14 protein-coding genes are annotated in these 19,277 nt (G+C 67.3%); 2 read left to right on the top strand and 12 right to left on the bottom strand.

Annotated elements, in window-relative coordinates:
- Positions 1–9: 9 nt before the first annotated feature.
- Both QFZ23_RS09505 and QFZ23_RS09500 read left to right on the top strand, forming a co-directional pair.
- Positions 10–1,590 carry an HNH endonuclease signature motif containing protein gene (locus QFZ23_RS09505; RefSeq protein WP_306922420.1) on the top strand — a complete coding sequence of 527 codons (1,581 nt, stop codon included), beginning with the start codon at positions 10–12 and terminating at the stop codon, positions 1,588–1,590.
- A gap of 236 nt (positions 1,591–1,826) precedes the next feature.
- Positions 1,827–3,980 carry a 3-hydroxyacyl-CoA dehydrogenase NAD-binding domain-containing protein gene (locus QFZ23_RS09500; RefSeq protein WP_306922418.1) on the top strand — a complete coding sequence of 718 codons (2,154 nt, stop codon included), beginning with the start codon at positions 1,827–1,829 and terminating at the stop codon, positions 3,978–3,980.
- Between the two features lie 70 nt (positions 3,981–4,050).
- Here QFZ23_RS09500 and QFZ23_RS09495 read toward each other — a convergent pair whose 3' ends face one another.
- The 12 genes from QFZ23_RS09495 to QFZ23_RS09440 form a co-directional block, all read right to left on the bottom strand.
- The gene (locus QFZ23_RS09495; RefSeq protein WP_306922416.1) at positions 4,051–5,622 is read right to left on the bottom strand and encodes an ABC transporter ATP-binding protein; all 1,572 of its coding nucleotides are present in this window, start codon (positions 5,620–5,622) and stop codon (positions 4,051–4,053) included.
- Complete coding sequence (locus QFZ23_RS09490) at positions 5,619–6,407, bottom strand: energy-coupling factor transporter transmembrane component T family protein (RefSeq protein ID WP_306922414.1); 789 nt, start codon at positions 6,405–6,407, stop codon at positions 5,619–5,621. The genes QFZ23_RS09495 and QFZ23_RS09490 overlap by 4 nt, the downstream gene beginning before the upstream one ends.
- 19 nt (positions 6,408–6,426) lie before the next feature.
- On the bottom strand, positions 6,427–7,248 hold the full coding sequence (locus tag QFZ23_RS09485) for an ECF transporter S component (protein WP_306922412.1): 822 nt from the start codon (positions 7,246–7,248) through the stop codon (positions 6,427–6,429).
- Between the two features lie 124 nt (positions 7,249–7,372).
- A complete protein-coding gene (locus QFZ23_RS09480; RefSeq protein ID WP_306922410.1) occupies positions 7,373–8,404 on the bottom strand; it encodes a nucleoside hydrolase in 1,032 nt (343 codons plus the stop codon).
- Entirely contained in the window at positions 8,404–9,381 is a 978-nt protein-coding gene (locus QFZ23_RS09475; protein WP_306922408.1) for an aldo/keto reductase, read from the bottom strand. Before QFZ23_RS09475 ends, QFZ23_RS09480 begins: the two co-directional genes overlap by 1 nt.
- 71 nt (positions 9,382–9,452) lie before the next feature.
- Positions 9,453–9,671 (bottom strand): hypothetical protein, encoded by a 219-nt coding sequence (locus QFZ23_RS09470; protein WP_111903495.1) that lies wholly within the window; start codon positions 9,669–9,671, stop codon positions 9,453–9,455.
- 47 nt (positions 9,672–9,718) lie between these two features.
- Positions 9,719–10,279 carry a hypothetical protein gene (locus QFZ23_RS09465; protein WP_306922405.1) on the bottom strand — a complete coding sequence of 187 codons (561 nt, stop codon included), beginning with the start codon at positions 10,277–10,279 and terminating at the stop codon, positions 9,719–9,721.
- Entirely contained in the window at positions 10,276–10,821 is a 546-nt protein-coding gene (locus QFZ23_RS09460; RefSeq protein ID WP_306922401.1) for a DUF402 domain-containing protein, read from the bottom strand. Before QFZ23_RS09460 ends, QFZ23_RS09465 begins: the two co-directional genes overlap by 4 nt.
- Positions 10,818–12,791, bottom strand: a complete 1,974-nt coding sequence (dxs, locus tag QFZ23_RS09455; RefSeq protein ID WP_306922400.1) for a 1-deoxy-D-xylulose-5-phosphate synthase — start codon at positions 12,789–12,791, stop codon at positions 10,818–10,820. Before dxs ends, QFZ23_RS09460 begins: the two co-directional genes overlap by 4 nt.
- 138 nt (positions 12,792–12,929) lie before the next feature.
- Positions 12,930–15,755 (bottom strand): aconitate hydratase, encoded by a 2,826-nt coding sequence (locus tag QFZ23_RS09450; protein WP_306922398.1) that lies wholly within the window; start codon positions 15,753–15,755, stop codon positions 12,930–12,932.
- Between the two features lie 149 nt (positions 15,756–15,904).
- Positions 15,905–17,266 carry a class I SAM-dependent RNA methyltransferase gene (locus tag QFZ23_RS09445; RefSeq protein ID WP_306922396.1) on the bottom strand — a complete coding sequence of 454 codons (1,362 nt, stop codon included), beginning with the start codon at positions 17,264–17,266 and terminating at the stop codon, positions 15,905–15,907.
- The gene (locus QFZ23_RS09440) at positions 17,263–19,239 is read right to left on the bottom strand and encodes an APC family permease (RefSeq protein WP_306926772.1); all 1,977 of its coding nucleotides are present in this window, start codon (positions 19,237–19,239) and stop codon (positions 17,263–17,265) included. Before QFZ23_RS09440 ends, QFZ23_RS09445 begins: the two co-directional genes overlap by 4 nt.
- Between the last annotated feature and the right edge of the window lie 38 nt (positions 19,240–19,277).

Here is a 19,277-nt window from a genome sequence, read left to right as displayed (position 1 = left end):
GCTGTGGGTATGGATGGCATGGCTGCTGTGGAGACGTTGGAGGCTATCAGTGCCTCTGCCGCAGCGCTGGCTGCCGCGCTCCGCGGGACGGCTGATCCGGACACGGCGGCCGCGGATTCTTTGCAAGAACAGGCGGATGCGTTCCTGGACGGCCTGGCTGAGTTGGCCGGCATGGAAGCCCGGTTTGCGGCCGTGAAGGTGCACCTCACCGCCGGATACGCTACTGCGGAGGCGGCGATGGCATCGCCTGACACGTCCCCACGGGAACAAGCCGTCCTGCAGATGTCTGTAACCGCGCAGGTTGCCTGTGCCCTGACCGTGAGCGAAGGGTCGGCGGCACGGTTTCTGGCTGAATCCGCCATGCTGAGCACGGACCTGCCGTTGACGCTGGCCGCGCTGCAGGCGGGAACCCTCTCCTGGCAGCATGCTCGGGTGATGTGCGATGAAACGGACGGGCTGGATCGGGCGGCCGCTGCGGCGTTGGAGGCGCATTTCCTGGACCCTGACGCGCCGCATGCTGCCAGGGGGTGTCCCGCCGGGGAGCTGACACCGTCCAGGTTCCGGGCCAGGGCACGCTATTGGCGGGAACGGCATCACCCGGTGAGCATCGAAACCCGGCACCGCAACTGTGCGAAGGACCGCCGGCTGGAGTATGTGCCGGACCGGGACGGCATGGCCTGGCTGTCGGCGTATCTGCCCGCGGACCAGGCTGCCGGGATCTGGGACCGCGCCACCGCCGCCGCCCGCGCCCTGCAGGGTCCGTCCGAGTCCCGGACCCTCACGCAGTTGCGCTTGGACGCTGCCGCCGGGTGGCTGCTGGGCCCGGTTCAGCGGGTTGACGGTGCGCCTGGCGACCGGGCGACGGGATCCTTTCCCGCAGGTTCCCTACCGGCGGGGTCCGCGCCAGGCGGTCCTGTGCCGGCTGGTGATGTGCCGTCTCCGGCGGCGCAGGTGCTGGTCACGGTTCCGGTGTTCTCGCTGCTCGGCCTGACCCACGAACCGGCCACGCTGGACGGGTATGGGCCGATCCCGCCGTCCATGGCCCGCCGGCTCGTCGCCGACGGGGGCTCGTCGTTCCTTCGGGTGTTGACCGATCCGCGGGATGGGGCGCCGCTGGAGATCGGCCGCACCAGCTACAGGATCCCAAAGCACATGCGCCAATGGCTGCGGCTGAGGGACGGACGATGCACGTTTCCCGGCTGCAACAACCACTCCCTGGACAACGACGCCGACCACCTGCTGGCCTGGGCCGACGGGGGGACCACCGGGATCAGCAACCTTGGCCAGCCCTGTCCCAAACACCACCGACTTAAACACAGCACAACATGGAGACCGGTCGGCGCCACCCGGGACACGCCACCGGGCTGGGTCTCGCCCACGGGCCGCCACTACCCCAGCGAACAGCAGGACTGGGAACCACCATCCTGGCCGGAGCCGCCACCCGGCCAGGAATATCCGGAGCCGCCGCCCGAATCTTCGGAAGCTCCCGACGACCTGGACGATGTTGAGAGCCCGGTGGGTCTCGACGGCCCTGAACCGCCGCTGCCAGTGGATCCATGGCCCGACTGGACATCATTCAGGGCAGCGTAGGAAGACACCTGCCCGAACACCGTGGTCGCCTTCACGCAGCCACACCGCCGACCGGGCAGGCGGGGATTGGGTGCACTCCTAAACCCCTACACCGGGAAACGCTCTAGGCTTGGCCCCACAGGCAGCCACCGCACCGGTTGCAGCCAATGTTACTCACGAGTAACGTTGGGACCACTGATGCCCGCCCCGGCTGTCCAGGCCCGGACGGCCCGCCCGTCTCAATGAGGAGCCACAGAATGAGCGCCGCAGATTTCCGCAAGCTTGCCGATCTCTTCCCGGATGAGTCGGTCACTCATTCGTCAGTGCAGGACATCGAACTCCCGGCCGCGGACGGCCAGGCCAGTCCGGGCGTCCTGGCCCTTATCACCCTGGACAACGGCTTGGGCCCTTCCAAGCCCACGACGCTTGGCCCCAATACGCTCGTTGAACTGGGCACCGTCCTCGAAGGGCTGCGCGGACGGGCGGCTGCGGGCGAGATCGCGGCCGTCGGTGTAACGGGGAAGCCGAACTTCTTCGTGGCCGGCGCCGACCTCTCCGCGGTCACGTCCCTGCATGAGCGGGAGCATGGCCTCTGGATGGCCCAGCTCGGCCACGAGGTCTACGCCACGCTGGCCAACCTCGGCGTTCCCAGCTTCGCCTTCATCAACGGCGTGGCACTTGGCGGCGGCCTGGAAATCGCCCTGCACTCCACCTACCGGACCGTGTCCACCCGCGCCGGGGCGCTGGCACTTCCCGAGGCCTTCCTGGGGCTGGTACCCGGGTGGGGCGGCGTGTACCTACTGCCGCGGCTGATCGGGCCGGAGAATGCGGTGAAGGTGATGATCGAGAACGCGCTGAACAACAACCGCACGCTGTCCGGCGCCGAAGCCTTCAAGCTCGGCATCGCGGATGCGCTGTTCGAGCCGGAGGATTTCCTGGCGCAGTCGGTCGCCTGGGCTGCTGGCGTTGTTTCAGGCACAGCACCGGAACGGCCCGTCGCCGTCGATCCCGCCGACCCAGCGGTTGCCGCGCGCTGGACGGACGCCGTGGCTGCGGGCCGCGCCGTCGTCGAAACCAAAACGTCCAATGCCTCCCCCGCGCCGGCCGAGGTGCTGAACATCATGGCGGCGAACCGCACCCTGACCCAGGCCGAGTCTGCCGCGCTCGAATGCGAGACGCTGGCAAGCCTCATGCAGACCGACGAGTTCCGTGCCACGGTTTATGCCTTCCTTGACCTCGTGCAGAAACGGGCCAAGCGGCCCGCCGGCGCCCCCGGCCGCGAGCTCGCCCGGTCCGTCACGAAGATCGGCGTGGTGGGCGCCGGCTTGATGGCCAGCCAGCTCGCCCTGCTGTTCGCCCGCCAGCTCGGGGTTCCCGTGGTCCTGACCGACATCGACCAGGAGCGGGTGGACAAGGGAGTCGGCTATGTCCACAACGAAGTGGACAAGCTGGTGGCGAAGGGCCGGCTGGCCACCGATGTTGCCACGAAGACCAAGGCGCTGGTGACAGGGTCAGTTTCCAAGGAGCCGTTCGCGGACGCAGACTTCGTCATTGAGGCGGTGTTCGAGGAACTGAGCGTCAAGAAGCAGGTGTTCGCCGAGCTTGAGGCCGTTGTCTCACCGGAGTGCATCCTCGCCACCAACACCTCCTCGCTGTCCGTGACGGCCATGGCCGCGGACATGCAGCACCCCGGGCGCCTGGTGGGCTTCCACTTCTTCAATCCCGTGGCCGTCATGCCGCTGCTGGAAATCGTCCGGGCACCGAAGACCGACGACGCCGTGCTCGCCACGGCATTCGAACTCGCCCGGGGCCTGAAAAAGACGGCCGTTCTGGTCAAGGACGCTCCCGCGTTCGTGGTCAACCGCATCCTGCTGCGGCTCATGGGCGAAGTCACGGCAGCCTTCGACGAAGGCACGCCGGCCCGGGTTGCGGATGCCGCGCTGCGCCCCATGGGTCTTCCCATGACGCCGTTCACCCTCCTCGCCATGGTGGGACTGCCGGTGGCCCAGCACGTTCAGGAATCCCTCCACGCGGCCTTCGGCGACCGTTTTCCGGTCTCGCAGAACCTCCAGAAGCTGGTGGACAACAATGTCAGGTCACTGTGGTCCGCGGCGCCGGACGGCAGGCACGAGATACCCGAGGCAACCACGGCCCTGATGTCCTTTGGCAGCACACCATCAACCGCGGACGAAGTGCTGCGCCGGACTCAGGACGCCTTGGCCGAGGAGATCGGGCTGATGCTCGAAGAGGGTGTGGTGGCAGCGCCCCAGGACATCGACCTCTGCATGATTCTGGGTGCCGGCTGGCCGATGTTCCTGGGCGGGATCACCCCCTACCTCGACAGGGTGGGGGCCTCGGAGCGCGTCAACGGCAAGCGGTTCCTGCCGCCGGGCGTGGCTTCCCGTTCCTGACGGGCATTTCCGGACGGGCATTTCCTGACTGGCATTTCCTGACAGAGCTGCCCGGACTGCAGGGGGCGCATTAGTGCGGCCGGAGCCGGCCGCCGTCGAGTCTGAGCAGCCGGTGGGCGTGGGCCTTGGCGAACCCGAGGTCGTGGGTGACCATCACGACGGCGGCGCCGCGGCCGGCCGCCGCTGAGACGGCGGCGGTGAGCCGCTTCAAGCCGTGGGCGTCAAGGGCCACCGTTGGTTCGTCGAGCGCGAGCACCGACGGATCACGCGCCAGGACTGTGGCGAGGGCCAGCAGCCGCTGACCGGACGCCGGCAGCTCATGCGGGTGGGCGTTTTCGCTGGCTCCAAGGCCAACGGCGGCCAGGGCTGCCCTTGCCCGTTCCGGCGTCTCGGCACCGAAAAGGCGGTCCAGCCCGAACAGCACCTCCCGCAGCACGGTCCGCTCGAACAGCTGGTCATGGGGGTGCTGGAACAGGAGCCCCAGCCGGCGGGCCACCAGACCCGTGGGAACCCCCGCAATGGACTCGCCGGCCACGCGGACGTCACCGCGAAGCGGCCGGTACAGGCCGTTGAGGAGCCGGAGCAGTGTGGACTTGCCGGCGCCGTTGGGCCCGGTCACTGCCACGACTTCCCCGGGCATCACCTGCAGGTCCACACCCGCCAAGACAATGCTGTCCTCCGAATCCGTTTGGCCTGCCCCGAAACCGAAGACCACGTTCGCCAGCTCCAAAACCGCAGTGGTTCCGGCCCCAGCCTCCGCCACAGGAAGCGTCGACGCCGCGGGCAGCGCCGGTTCGGGCTGCGCGCCGAGCTCCGGCTCCGGTTCCGGCTCCGGGGACGAGATGACGACGCCGGACTCGGCCGGCGTCTCACCCTGCAGGATCCGGCCTGGCAGTCCCGCCGCCGTCACCTCCCCATCTTTCAGCACCAGCCAGCGCTCTGAGGCGCGGGTCAGCGCATCGGCGTGCTGGCTCAGCACCACAATGGCGGTACCCTGGGCCAGCTCGGCATGGACCAGCTCCATCACCGTCCGGATCCCGGCCTGGTCCAGGGACTCGAGCGGCTCGTCGAGGATCAGGATGCCAGGACCGTCCACCACCGCGCAGCCCACGGCCAAGCGGCGGAGCTCGCCGCCGGACAGTGTGGCGGGATCCCGCTGCAGGAGTCTTTCGAGTCCGGTCCGGCGGGCAATATCGGCGACGGTGCGCACCATGTCCACGCGCGCAACTCCGCGGTTTTCCAGGCTGAAGGCGAGTTCTTCCTCAACGGTTCCGCGAACCGCCGACAGCATGGACGCTGCGTCCTGCGGCACGTAGCCGACGTGCCGTGCCCACGCCCCGGGATCGATCCGCGGATCATCCGGCGCTCCGGTAAAGGACAGCGGACGGCTGCTGGCCGGATGCCCGGCCACCTCCAGCTGCAGGCTCCCGGCCAGCGCTCCGTCCCGCCCACCGAGCAGCCAGGCACCAAGGAGTCGTCCCAGCGTGGATTTTCCGCTGCCGGATCCGCCAAGCACCGCCGTCAGCGTGCCGGGCGCGGCGGCCACCTCCACCCCGCGCAGCGCGGGGCTGGCATCGCCGTGGTACGAAAACGAGGTAATGGAGGCCAGCAACGTGGTTGCGGCAGTCCTGTCCGCGATCATCCCGGGCCAGCCCCGGAAAGGGATAATGCGGACAGCGACCCGGCCGAAAGCGCTTCAACGATGCGCCAGCCCACGGCCGCCAGGGCAAGCAGGATAGCCACAATGCGGAAGGCCGCTTGCGCGGCTGAATCGCGGACCTCCGTGTAGCTGGTCCGGGGACCGGCGCTCCTGAACCCCCTGGCGTCCAGGGACTGTGCCCTGATGCCGGCGTCGTGAACCAGGCCCAGCACCAGCGGGACCATCTGCATCCGGATGGCCGCAGCCCGGCTGCCAATCCCCCGGCCCACCACAAGCCCGCGCGACTCCTGCGCCTGGCGGACCTTGTCCAGCCGTGCGGCGACCAACGGGGCAAGCAGCAGCGTGGACGCCAGCACGTATCCGACCTGCGGCGGGACTCGGCGGGCAGCCAGGGCGGCAACCAGTTCGGGGACCCTGACGCTGAAGGAAAACACCATCAGCACCAGGACGAAGGCCGCGGTGCGGAGCCCCATCTCCAACGCGAAGGACAGCCCCTCCGCCGTGACCCTGGCAGGGCCCCAGCTGGCCAGCACCGTACGCCCCTCCGGGAAGAAGAGGCCATGGACCACCAGCAGCGAAAGCCAGAACGGCACAATGATGGCGGCCGCGGCCAGAAGGACCCGCGGCAAAGTGCCCGCGGCGGCGGAAAGCAGAACTGCACTAACCGCCACGGTGAGGGATACCGCCCAACTGGCGGCCGCCGTCGTAATGACAAGGACGGCGACGGCGGCCGTCAGCGTGGTCAGCGGGTTGAGGCGCGGGGACACCTGACCGGCGGTTCCGGAGTCAGGAATTCCGCGCGGCCGGTTCCTTGCCGGCCAGGACGCGGAAGCGGCGGACGAACGGGAACTGGAACGTGGTGCGCCGGGGCAGGGCGTAGACCAGCATGGCGGCGATGGCGAAGACTATGGCCTTGTCCATGGGATCGGAGATCAGGGCCTGCTTGGTGATGGCGGCCAGCAGGGTGTCGCCCATGGCCCGGAAGGCGCTGACGATCGCACCGGTGCCAGCCCCGGAGGTGCCGCCGAACACGAACGCGGCGATCGGCGCGGACACCACGCCGGCGACAATGCCCGTGACGAAGCCGGCTACCGGAGCGAGGTAGAACCGGCGGAACAGCCCGTACCGTGCGGCCACGCCGGCCAGGAAGCCGATCAGCGCTGCGCCGGCTGCGAAGGGCAGGACCGTCGGGTTGAAGAACGACCACACGATGCTGCTCAGGGCACCGGTGGCGGCACCGGCCGCAGGTCCGGCCAGGACGGCGATGAGCACGGTGCCGATGGAGTCGAGGTAGAACGGCAGTCCGCTGGTGCCCATGAGCTGTCCCAGCACGATGTTGAGGACCAGGGCCACCGGGATGAGCACCACGGTGGACGTGGGCAGGGTGGGGAGCACGCCCACGATCAGCAGCAGGGCACCGAGGAGAAAGCCGCCCAGCGCGACGAGCGAGGAAACGCTGCCGAGCCCGCCCGCAATGTCGGCAGGCTGGGTGAGGACCAGGAAGATGAACGTGGCGGCGATGGCAACAGCGCCGAGCAGTTCGAGGAGCCTCCGGCGGCGGACAGCCTTCCGGTCTGTGGGAGGAAGGGTCAGGGACGGCTGTGACATGGTGGATCCTTAGGCTGAAAACGGCGGGTCCCGCACCCGTGGCGTGATCTTCCGCGTGGGCGGAAGCAGGCGCCTATGTCACCTTGGCGCGGCTACCATCCTACCGACCCGCGGGCACGGCGTGCTACGGCCGCTTCCCCACCGCGGAGGCCAGCGCGCCCACCGAGGAGATCAGTTCGTCGAAGCACTGCGCAGGGTCGTTCGAGGTGACGATCCTGGCATTGGACGGCTCCTTCCAGATGCCCCGGAAGTCGGCGACAGTGGTCCCGACGAGGCGGGGCGCCTCCGTTTCCACGTGCACCGTGGCCGGCCGCGTGCCGTACGGCGTCCGCCCGATGGCCGCAGCGGCGGCGAAGGCGTCATGCATATGTGCGATGAAGCCCTGGTCGTACAGCCGGTGGAACTCCATGTAGAACCGGATGGCATTCGAGAGGCACGCGACCAGCGGGTTGCTGGAGCGGCTGCGCTGGCCCTCCGGCTGTTCGGGCAGCACCAGTTCGGGTTCAGTTCCGGCAGCCTCCGCGAGCCGCTGCAAGTGCTCGGGCCGCAGCTCGATGCGTTCCGTGGTCTCGAGCGCACACACCACCGGAAGGCTCTCCTCCGGAAGGCCGCTGTAAGCGGCGAAGACTTCCGCGGCCGCGTGCGGATCCACGGAAACGTTCCACTCCGCCGTCGGCGTTGTGTTGCCCTGGTAGTTGAAGCAGCCGCCCATGATGACCAGCCGCTTGAGCAGTTTGGGAAGGTCGGGTTCCGCCCGCAGGGCAAGGGCGAAGTTCGTCAGGGGCCCGGTGATGAGCCCGGTGATCTCACCAGGGCGTGAACGGACCGTTTCCACCCAGACGTCCACGGCATGCCGCGGTGAAATCTCCTGCTTCGGCAGCGGCAGCTCGGCATAGCCGATCCCCTGCGGGCCGTGGGTTTCCTCGGTGGTGACCAGCGGGATCTCCAGCGGCACTTCCGCGCCCACGGCAACTTCAATCCCTGCCCGGCCGCAGAGTTCCAGCAGGGCGAGGTTGTTCAGTGCCACCTGGCGGGCACCCACATTGCCGGCAGTGCATGTGATGGCCTCGATCCGGACCTCCGGCCGGGACAGCAGGTAGACCAGCGCGAGGGCGTCGTCGATCCCGGTGTCAACATCCATGAGGATGGACGGCATCAGAACAGGGCCACCTTGGGGGTCTGTGGAAAGATGGCATCCAGTTCGTCAAGCTCGGACCGGTCCGGCACCCAGGCCACCGCCCCGGCGTTCTGCCGGACCTGCTCCGGACGGGTGGCGCCGGCAATCACGCTGCTGACCGACGGCTGCGCCGCAAGCCAGGAGAAGGCCACCTGCACTTCTGTCAGGTCGCGGGCGGCAGCGAAGGCGCTGAACGCCTTCAACTGCTGCCAGTCGGCGTCGTGCACCAGGTTGGTCCGCGTGTGGCTGAGCCGTGAACCTTCCGGGGCCTGGTCCTGCGCGTACTTGCCGGTCAGGAGGCCGTTGGCCAATGGGAAGTAGGGCAGCACACCCAGCCCGTAGGCCTCCGCCGCCGGGGTGACCTCCTGCTCAGCGCGGCGGTCCAGGAGGTTGTAGTGGTTCTGCGCGGAGACAAACCGGGCACCGCCGCGGGCGCGGGCCACGAATTCGGCCTCGGCGATCTGCCAGCCGGCGCGGTTCGAGTGGCCGATGTAGCGCACCTTGCCGCTGGTGACGAGGTCATTTAGCGCGTCGAGGGTCTCCTCGATCGGCGTCAGGGGGTCGGGCGTGTGGAACTGGTACAGGTCAATATAGTCGGTGCCGAGCCGGCGCAGCGAGGCCTCCGCGGCACGGATGACGTAGCGGCGCGAACCGCGGGCGCCGAAGTCTTCGCCGTTGGCTCCGCGCATGTCCATGCCGAACTTGGTGGCCACCACGACGTCGTCCCGCCTGGCCCCCAGTGCCTTGCCGAGCATCGTTTCGCTGAGTCCCGGTTCGCGGCCGTAGGTGTCGGCGACGTCGAAGAGCGTCACCCCGGCGTCGAGGGCGGCATGCACGACGGCATCCGTGCCCTCCTGCGTTTCGGTCACCGTGTTTGCCCGGCCCAGGTTGTTGCAGCCGAGGCCCACGACGGAGACGGTCAGTCCGGATTTTCCAAGACGGCGGTATTCAGTCATGGAATCACCCTATAACGGCGCAGAGGCCACCCTTCGCGGCCGGTCATTCCGGCCGTCTCCTCGGAATCTGCTCAGGCTGAGGCGAACTCCAGTCCGTGCTCCTCCAGCGCATCCTGGAGCTGGGCCAGGGTTCGCGGGCAGATGCCCGGCAGCGCTGCCAGCTGGCGCCGGCCGAACTGCGCCAGCTGCTCAAGGGACTCCACCCCGGAATGGGCGAGGATTCTGCGGTCGGGCGAGGCGAGGCCCCGCGGAAGCGGCGTGCGTCCCGGCTGGGCTGACTTCTTCGTCATGACGTTCTGCCTTCCTGTGCTGTGACTGCTTGAGGTGCTGAACTGCTTTAGAGGGTGAAGCTGGTCGCCTGCTTGGGTGAATGCTTGAGCTTGAGGGCCGAGGGGTCGCTGAAAGGGGCGGCTCCAATGCTCAGCTTGGTGAAGTCCAGGTCCTCGCCGCGGATGCAGACCTTGATCGCGTTCACGGCCTTGTTCACGTCCGGGCAAAGGCAGAAGATGTTGAGCTTGGCGTCGCTGAATTCCGAGCGGTCCACAATGCCCAGGCCGCGCCAGGCCAGGTGGCCGGAAAGTGCATCCTTCGCCTTTTCCTCCAGGTATCGGTCGCGGCTGGTGCCTTCCCTGGTCTTGAGTGCGTACTGGGCAACCACCCAGTACTGCTCCTCATCCGGAATCTCGGCGTAGCCGTCCTCGGTGCATGCCATCTCGAAGGCGTCCATCAGGCGTTCGGCGGCCTCGGCATCCGGCACGTCCGTTTCCTGGGTCTTGCTCTGGTGGCCCACGGCGCCGTGGTTCATTACGAACTGGCTGTAGTCCTCGTCGTACCAGGCTTCCCGGAACAGCAGGGCCCCTTCGTCGTCGCGCTTGTAGACCCGGATAATTCCGCTCATGCCCGTCCTCTCGTAAACCAGCTGGTGTCGATGCCGTCGAAGGGAGCATCCTGGCCCTTGACGGCAAGGAACAGGGCGTCGCGCTCAGCCTGCATGGCGCGCACCAGCGTCTCAGGATACTCCATGCGGAGCCGGTGCGCGGCGAACTCGTCCTCGTCGTCGACGAACACGCCGCGCTTCACCGAGCGGATCACGTCGAGGTCCATGTCGATGACATGGAATTCCGTCACGCCTGGCTTGATCCTGCGCCACTCGTGGCCGGTGGCCAGATCGACGTAGACGCGGAAGTCGCCCGGGTAGGTGTCGTCGTAGAAGGTGACCACGAACTCCCCGGTCCGCGGAACCAGGAGCACGACGTCGGATGCCGTGTAGAAGGCGGCCCCGGGGCGGGAGCAGAACTCATTGGCCGGCTGGAAAATCCACCAGCCATGCTGGTCCTCGCCGAGGTACCTGCCGGGAACCACCCAGTGTGCCGAGCCGTCCCATTTGCGGTTCCGGGACACCACCAGTTCGCCTGGCTGAAGGGAATCGGGCTCCCTCACAGTTTCGGCAGGCTTCCCGTGGTGGGGTGTTCCTGACCGGGCAGCGGACGGGCGAACGGAACCTTGGTCCCGAGAACCTGGGCGACGACGTCATGGGTGATCTGCTGGGCGGTGAGGCCCACCCGCTCCAGCACCTGGCTCCGGCTGCCGTGGTCCAGGAACTCGACCGGCAGGCCAACCTCGTTCAGGGCGGTATCCACGCCGGCGGCGCGCATCTCCTGCCGGATCCTGGACCCGACTCCCCCGGCCCGGACGCCGTCCTCGATGCAGATGACCAGGCGGTGCCTGGCGGCCAGGGCGATGATCGACTTCCTGACCGGGAGCACCCAGCGCGGGTCCACGACAGTGGAGCTGATGCCCTGGGCGCCCAGCCGGTTGGCGACGTTCAGGGCCAGCTCGGACATGGCGCCCACGCTGACGATCAGGACATCGTTCTCGGTGGATCCGGCCGGGCGGCGGGACAGCACGTCCACGCCGTCGGCCAGCCGCTCGATGGCCTCGACCTCGGCGCCGACGGTTCCCTTGGAATAGCGGATGACAGTGGGGGCGTCCTCGATGGCAACGGCTTCGCGGAGCTCCTCGCGCAGCCTTGTGGCGTCGCGTGGCGCGGCCAGGTGGAGCCCGGGAACGATCTGCACCATGGCCATGTCCCACATCCCGTGGTGGCTTGCACCGTCCGGACCGGTGACGCCGGCGCGGTCCAGGACAACCGTCACGCCGGCCTTGTGCAGGGCAACGTCCATCAGGAGCTGGTCGAAGGCGCGGTTGAGGAAGGTGGCGTAGACGGCGACCACCGGGTGCAGCCCGCCGAAAGCCATGCCCGCCGCGGAGGTGAGGGCGTGCTGTTCGGCGATGCCGACGTCGAACACGCGTTCCGGGTGCCGTGCCGCGAACTTGTGCAGCCCAACGGGAATGAGCATGGCGCCGGTGATGCCGACAATGTCCTTGCGCTCATCGGCGATGTCGGCGATTTCATCGGCGAAGACCGACGTCCAGGATTTGGCGCCGCCGGCTTCGGCCGGCTCGCCGGTTTCGGGATCGATGATTCCGACGGCGTGGAACTGGTCCGCTTCGTGCGCGCGGGCCGGCGCGTAGCCGTGGCCCTTCTCCGTCATGGCGTGCACGATGACCGGGCCGGCGTAGTTCCTGGCGGTGGACAGTGCGTGTTCCATGGCCTGGAGGTTGTGGCCGTCCACCGGGCCGATATACTTCATGCCCAGGTCCTCGAACATGCCCTGCGGTGCCCACCAGTCCTTGATGCCCTTTTTCATGGCGTGCAGGCTCTTATAGGTGAACTGGCCGGCGGGGCCGCCGTTCTGGAGCTTCTTCTTCCACCAGTCCAGGGCGCCTTCGTAGGCGGGGGCGGCACGGAGTGAATCGATGGTGGGGCGAAGGGACGCCAGGTAGTCGGCAAAGCCGCCGACGGTGGGTGCGTAGGAGCGGCCGTTGTCGTTCACGACAATCACGACGCGGCGCTTCTTGTCCGCAGCGATGTTGTTGATGGCTTCCCAGGCCATGCCGCCGGTGAGGGCACCGTCCCCGACGACGGCGACGACGTACCGGTCGCCGTCACCCGTCAGTTGGCGGGCGCGGGAAATGCCGTCGGCCCAGGACAGCGAGGATGAGGCGTGGGAGCTCTCGACGATGTCGTGCTCCGATTCAGCGCGGTCCGGGTAGCCGGACAGGCCACCCTGCTGGCGGAGGGTGCTGAAGTCGTGCCGCCCGGTGAGGAGCTTGTGCACGTACGACTGGTGGCCGGTGTCGAAGACGATGCTGTCGCGGGGCGAATCGAAGATCCGGTGCACCGCCATGGTCAGTTCGACGACGCCGAGGTTGGGACCCAGGTGCCCTCCCGTCTGGGAGACGTTGCCGATCAGGAACTCCCTGATCTCGGCGGCCAGCTGATCCAGCTGCGCCGCGGACAACTTGCTCAGGTCCTGCGGATTCCGGATGGTCTCCAAGATTCCCAACGGCCCCTCCTTCGGCTGTAGACATGCCTATTAACTGTAGCGCCTCCGCGCTGGCAGCAATGCAGAGGCCCCGGCCGGTCTGCTGACCGGCCGGGGCCTCATCGCACTGCTTACCGGGGCTGGCCCGGCTAAACCCCGCTAGTTGGCGGAGATCTGGCGCAGAACGTACTGCAGGATGCCGCCGTTGCGGTAGTAGTCCGCTTCACCCGGGGTGTCAATGCGGAGCACTGCGTCGAAGGACTTGGTGGAGCCGTCCTCGGCGGTGGCGGTGACCTTGAGGGTCTTGGGCGTGGTGCCTTCGTTCAGGGCGGTGACGCCCTCCACAGCGAAGGTTTCCGTGCCCGTCAGGCCCAGCGTGGCAGCGGACTCGCCGGCCGGGAACTGCAGCGGAAGAACGCCCATGCCGATGAGGTTGGAGCGGTGGATGCGCTCGTAGCTCTCGGCGACGACGGCCTTGACGCCCAGCAGTGCCGTGCCCTTGGCTGCCCAGTCACGGGACGAACCGGAGCCGTACTCCTTGCCGGCCAGGACCACCAGCGGGGTGCCGGCTGCCTGGTAGTTCTGTGCGGCGTCGTAGACGTAGGCCTGCGGGCCGTCAGCCTGGGTGAAGTCGCGGGTGAAGCCGCCCTCCACGCCGTCCAGGAGCTGGTTCTTGATGCGGATGTTCGCGAACGTGCCGCGGATCATGACCTCGTGGTTGCCACGGCGCGAGCCGTAGGAGTTGAAGTCCTTGCGGTCCACGCCGTTGGCCAGCAGGTACTGGCCGGCGGGGGTGTCGGACTTGAACGAACCGGCCGGGGAGATGTGGTCCGTGGTGACGGAGTCGCCGAGCTTGAGCAGCACGCGGGCACCGGCGATGTCCTGGACGGGCTCCGGCTGGGCCTTCATGCCCTCGAAGTACGGGGGCTTCCGGACGTACGTGGACTTCTCATCCCAGGCGAAGGTGTCACCGGCGGGGGTGTCGAGCGCCTTCCAGCGGTCGTCGCCCTCGAAGACGCCCTCGTAGCCCTTGGCGAACATCTCCTTGTCGATGGAGGAGTCGATGACTTCCTGGACCTCGACCGGGTTGGGCCAGATGTCCTTCAGGAAGACGTCGTTGCCTGCTTCGTCCTTGCCCAGGGGGTCGGTCTCGAAGTCGAAGTCCATGGAACCGGCCAGGGCGTAGGCGATGACCAGCGGCGGGGAGGCCAGGTAGTTCATCTTGACGTCCGGGTTGATGCGGCCTTCGAAGTTTCGGTTGCCCGAGAGCACGGCGCTGACGGCGAGGTCGTTGGCCTGGATGGCCTCGGAGATCTCGGCTTCCAGCGGGCCGGAGTTGCCGATGCAGGTGGCGCAGCCGTAGCCCACGATGTAGAAGCCGAGCTTCTCCAGGTACGGGGTGAGGCCGGACTTCTCGTAGTAGTCGGTGACCACCTTGGAACCGGGGGCGACGGAGGTCTTGACCCACGGCTTGGCGGTCAGGCCCTTGTTCACGGCATTGCGTGCCAGCACGGCGGCGGCAAGCATGACGGACGGGTTGGACGTGTTGGTGCACGAGGTGATCGACGCGATGGTCACCGCTCCGTGGTCCAGGTCGAACTCGCGGCCGTCCTCCATCTTCACGGCAACGGGGGTGGAGATGCGGCCTTCGGCACCGTGCGCGGCCGAGTACTTCGGCGGAACGCGGTCGCTGTCGGTCACGTGCGTGGCGCCGGAGGTGAAGGAGGGCGGGTCGGAAGCCGGGAAGGATTCCTCCAGCGACTCATCCAGCGAGCCGGCGTCGGCGTCATGGGTGACGTAGTTCTTGAGGTCGTGGCGGAACTCGTCCTTGGCCTCGGTCAGCTCGATGCGGTCCTGCGGGCGCTTCGGGCCGGCGATCGAGGGAACCACCGTGGAGAGGTCCAGCTCGAGGTACTCGGAGAAGCGCAGCTCGCGGGACGGATCGTGCCAGAGGCCCTGCTCCTTGGCGTAGGCCTCCACCAGGGCGACGTTCTCGTCGGGCCGGCCGGTGAGGCGCAGGTAGTCGAGGGTGACGTCGTCGATCGGGAACATGGCAGCCGTGGAGCCGAACTCCGGGCTCATGTTGCCGATGGTAGCGCGGTTGGCCAGCGGCACCGCGGCAACACCTTCGCCGTAGAACTCCACGAACTTGCCCACAACACCGTGCTTGCGCAGCATCTCGGTGATGGTGAGCACCACGTCGGTGGCGGTGGCACCGGCAGGGATGCTGCCGCTGAGCTTGAAGCCAACCACGCGCGGGATAAGCATGGAAACCGGCTGGCCGAGCATGGCCGCCTCGGCTTCGATGCCGCCGACGCCCCAGCCGAGCACACCCATGCCGTTCACCATGGTGGTGTGCGAGTCGGTGCCGACGCAGGTGTCGGGGTAGGCGCGCAGGGCGCCGTCAACGGTGCGGGTCATGATGGTGCGGGCCAGGTATTCAATGTTGACCTGGTGCACGATGCCGGTTCCCGGCGGGACAACCTTGAAGTCGTCGAACGCGGTCTGGCCCCAGCGCAGGAACTGGTAGCGCTCACCATTGCGCTGGTATTCGATCTCCATGTTGCGCTCCAGTGCGCCGGAGTTACCGAAAACATCGATCTGGACGGAGTGGTCAATGACCATCTCGGCCGGAGCAAGCGGGTTCACCCTCTTCGGATCGCCGCCGAGCTCCTTGACTGCCTCGCGCATGGTGGCAAGGTCCACCACGCAGGGGACACCCGTGAAGTCCTGCATGATCACGCGGGCGGGCGTGAACTGGATTTCGGTGTCGGGCTGGGCATTCGGGTCCCATCCTGCCAGGGCGCGAACGTGATCGGCGGTGATGTTCGCGCCGTCCTCGGTCCTTAGCAGGTTTTCAAGCAGTACCTTAAGGCTGAACGGAAGGGTTTCTGAACCTTCAACGGAGTTCAACCGGAAAATTTCGTATTCGGTTCCGGCAACATCAAGTTTGCCTTTTGAACCGAAGCTGTCCACAGTGCTCATCGCAGGACTCCTCTCGCAACAGTTTCATCTTTGTCGCGCGGTTGACCGCTTGCTAGTTAGGGCACCCTAATTAGTGCCTGTCGCAACAAACTGCATGGTCAGCCGGGAACACGGGCGCGACGGGGGCTACAGGGCCCATAGTAGTGGCATCACCCGCGGGGAGTCAGCAGTGCGACGGTCTCCAGATGGTGCGTGTGCGGGTACAGGTCGAAGGCCCGCAGCCCGGCCAGCTGCCAGCCGCCCTGCTGGAAGTAACCAATGTCGCGTGCGAACGACGACGGGTCGCAGGAAACGTAGGCGATTGCCCGGGGTTTCGAGTCAATCAGCTGGCTGACCACGGCCTTGCCCGCGCCGGCGCGCGGCGGGTCGAGAATGAGGGCGTCGAACTGGCGCGGCCGCTGCCGCAGCACCCGTTCCACCTTGCCCTGCACAATCTCCACCTGCGGCGAACCGTGCAGGTTTTTCCGGGCGTCCCGGCTGGTGCCAGGGGCTCCCTCCACCGACAGGACGGACCCGGTCTCCCCCACCGCGTCGGCCAGCGGGGCAGTGAACAGGCCCGCGCCAGCATAGAGATCCGCCACCGCAGCGCCGGGTTCCAGGAACCCGCCGTCGTGCAGGAATCCGGTGACGGCACACACCAGGGTTTCCGGCGCATCGCGGTGGATCTGCCAGAACCCGGCACCCGTGACCCGGTAGTCGTGGCCGGCCGCAGACTCCTGCACCCAGGTCCGGCCACGGAGCTGCAGGGTCTCATTCTTGAGTGGATCGTAACTGGCCACGGACACGTCCGCGGGAAGCTGGGACAGGATGGAGTTCAGCCGTTTGGCGCGGGTCCCGGGGGCAGGGACCAGCAGCACGAGCGGCCGCGAGCCGTTGGCGGGCGCGGCCACCTCCACCCGCTCGATGCCCTGAAGGTCCACGTCCCACAGCCGCAGGGCGTTGATCCCGTCGACGGCCAGCGGCATTTCCTGGACGGGAATCACCTGGTCGGAGCGGTGGGCGTGCATGCCGAGCCGGCCGCTCCGGGTGACGCCAAAGCTGGCGCGCGTGCGCCACGCAAGGCCGGCCCCGCCGTCGTCCGTTTTTTCGGCGTTTGCTGGTCCGACCGCTTCCACCTCCGGGGAGAGTTCGACGGCGGCCAGCCGCCTGAGCTGTTCGGCCAGCACCTCCGATTTGAGGCTCCGTTGGCGCTGCAGCGACACGTGGCCAAGTTCGGCGCCGCCGACCGGCGGGCGCCCGTGCGACCAGGAGCTGGCCGAGTCGGCGGTCCGCCAGAAGTGCGGCACCCGGTCCGGCGAAGCATCCAGGACTTCCACGACGTCCGCGCGCCAGAACTTTGCCTGCTCCTCGGCGTCGGTGAGCCGGACCCGCACCCGCTCCCCCGGAATGCCATGGCGGACGAAGACCACACGGCCCTCGTGGCGGGCCACGCAGTGACCGCCATGGGCCACGGGGCCGACGTCGACAACCAGTTCGAGTCCGGTGGAAGTGGTCTGGGTGTCCGGGCTCATTGAATGTCCTGCAGTCTCTTGGCTTCTTCGGATGATTTGAGCTGCCAGGGAACGCTGGCAACCATGACGCCCGGCTCAAAGTGGAGCCGGGTCTTGATGCGGAGGGCTGTCTGGTTGTGCACCAGCTGCTCCCACCATTTACCCACTACGTACTCGGGGATGTAGACCACAATCAGGTCCCGGGGTGAGTCCCTGCGCATGTTCTTGATGTAGTCCATGATCGGTGTGACCGTCTCGCGGTAGGGGCTGGCCAGGATGGTCAGCGGTACCGGGATCTCCAGTTTCTCCCAGTCAGCGAGGGTGTGCGCTGTTTCCTCGGCGTTGATGTCCACCGTGATGGCATCCAGCCGCGACGGCCGGGAGGCACGAGCGTAGGCCAGTGCCCGGAGCACGGGCTTGCGCACATGGGACACCAGCAGCACGGCGTGCACGCGGGTGGGCAGGGCGCGCGGCGAGGAATCCTCGTCGACCGCCAGTTCCTTGGCCACATTGTCATAGTGGGCGCGGATGCTCCACATGATGAGGAACAGGATGAACATGGCGAGCAGGGCAATCCAGGCACCCTGCTCAAACTTGGTGATGAGCACGATCACCAGCACCAGGGCGGTCATGCCGAAGCCGATCATGTTGATGGTGCGCGACTTGATCATCCGGCGTCGGACGGCCTTGTCCTTTGCCAGTTTCAGTTCACGGCCCCAGTGCCGGATCATGCCGAGCTGGCTGGCCGTGAACGAAATGAAAACGCCCACAATGTACAGCTGGATGAGCTTGGTCACGTCCGCGTTGAACGAAAGGATGAGCACCAGCGCCCCGGCGGCCAGGGCAAGCACGCCGTTGCTGAAGGCGAGCCTGTCGCCGCGGGTGCGCAGCTGCCGGGGCAGGTAACCGTCCTGGGCGAGGATGGAGCCCAGCACCGGAAAGCCGTTGAAGGCAGTGTTGGAGGCAAACACGAGGATGACGCCGGTGGCCGCGACCACGATGTAGAACGGAATGGACCCGGGGCCGAAGATGGTCTGGGCGATCTGGCTGATGGCCGGATTCTGGATGTAACCCTCGGGCAGCGGCCGCCCGTTGAGCAGGAACTCGGTGGCCGGGTCCAGCACGATGTGCACCTTGGTGGCGTTGGCCAGGTAGATGATCCCCGCCAGCATGGCCGAGGCGATGATCCCGAGCAGCAGCAGCGTGGTTGCCGCGTTCTTGCTCTTGGGCTTCTGGAAGTTCGGCACGCCGTTGCTGATGGCTTCCACACCGGTCAGGGCGGCGGCACCGGAGGAAAAGGCGCGCAGGAGCAGGAACGCACCGGCCAGGCCCACGAGTCCCTGGTCGAAATCGGGTGAGGGGACAATTGTGAACGCGGCCGACGGCGCCTGGCCCAGCTGGCCCGTCACGGCCTGGAAAATTCCGACGACGGTCATGCCCAGGATAGAGGCCATGAAGATGTACGTCGGGACCGCGAAAACGCTGCCGGCTTCCTTGATGCCGCGCAGGTTGACGAGCGCCAGGATCACGACGCCGATGGTGGCGATCATGGCCTGCTGCCCATGGAGCGAAGGGATGGCAGTGGTGAGGTAGGTGGCTGCGGAGGACATGGACACGGCGACGGTCAGGACATAGTCCACCAGCAGCGCGGAGGCCACGGTCAGCCCCGCGTACTTGCCCAGGTTTTCGTTGGCGATCTCGTAGTCCCCGCCACCGGAAGGGTAGGCGTGGACGTTTTGCCGGTAGGACGCCACCACCGTGAGCAGCACCACCATGACGGCGAGGCCCACGAGCGGGGAAATGGCCACCGCGCTCACGCCGGCCAGTGCCAGCGTGAGGAGAATCTCATCAGGGGCATAGGCCACGGAGGACAACGCATCCGAGGCGAAGATGGGCAACGCGATCCTCTTCGGCAGGAGGGTGTGGGCCATCCTGTCGTTCCGGAAGGGCCTTCCCACCAGCACGCGCTTCACGGCATTCAGAATTGTCAGCACCACACAAAGTTAGTCTGATTCGCACGCGATGTCATGGC

Source organism: Arthrobacter globiformis, assembly GCF_030818015.1.
Classification (GTDB): domain Bacteria; phylum Actinomycetota; class Actinomycetes; order Actinomycetales; family Micrococcaceae; genus Arthrobacter; species Arthrobacter globiformis_C.
This window is presented reverse-complemented; position numbering and strand designations above follow the sequence as displayed.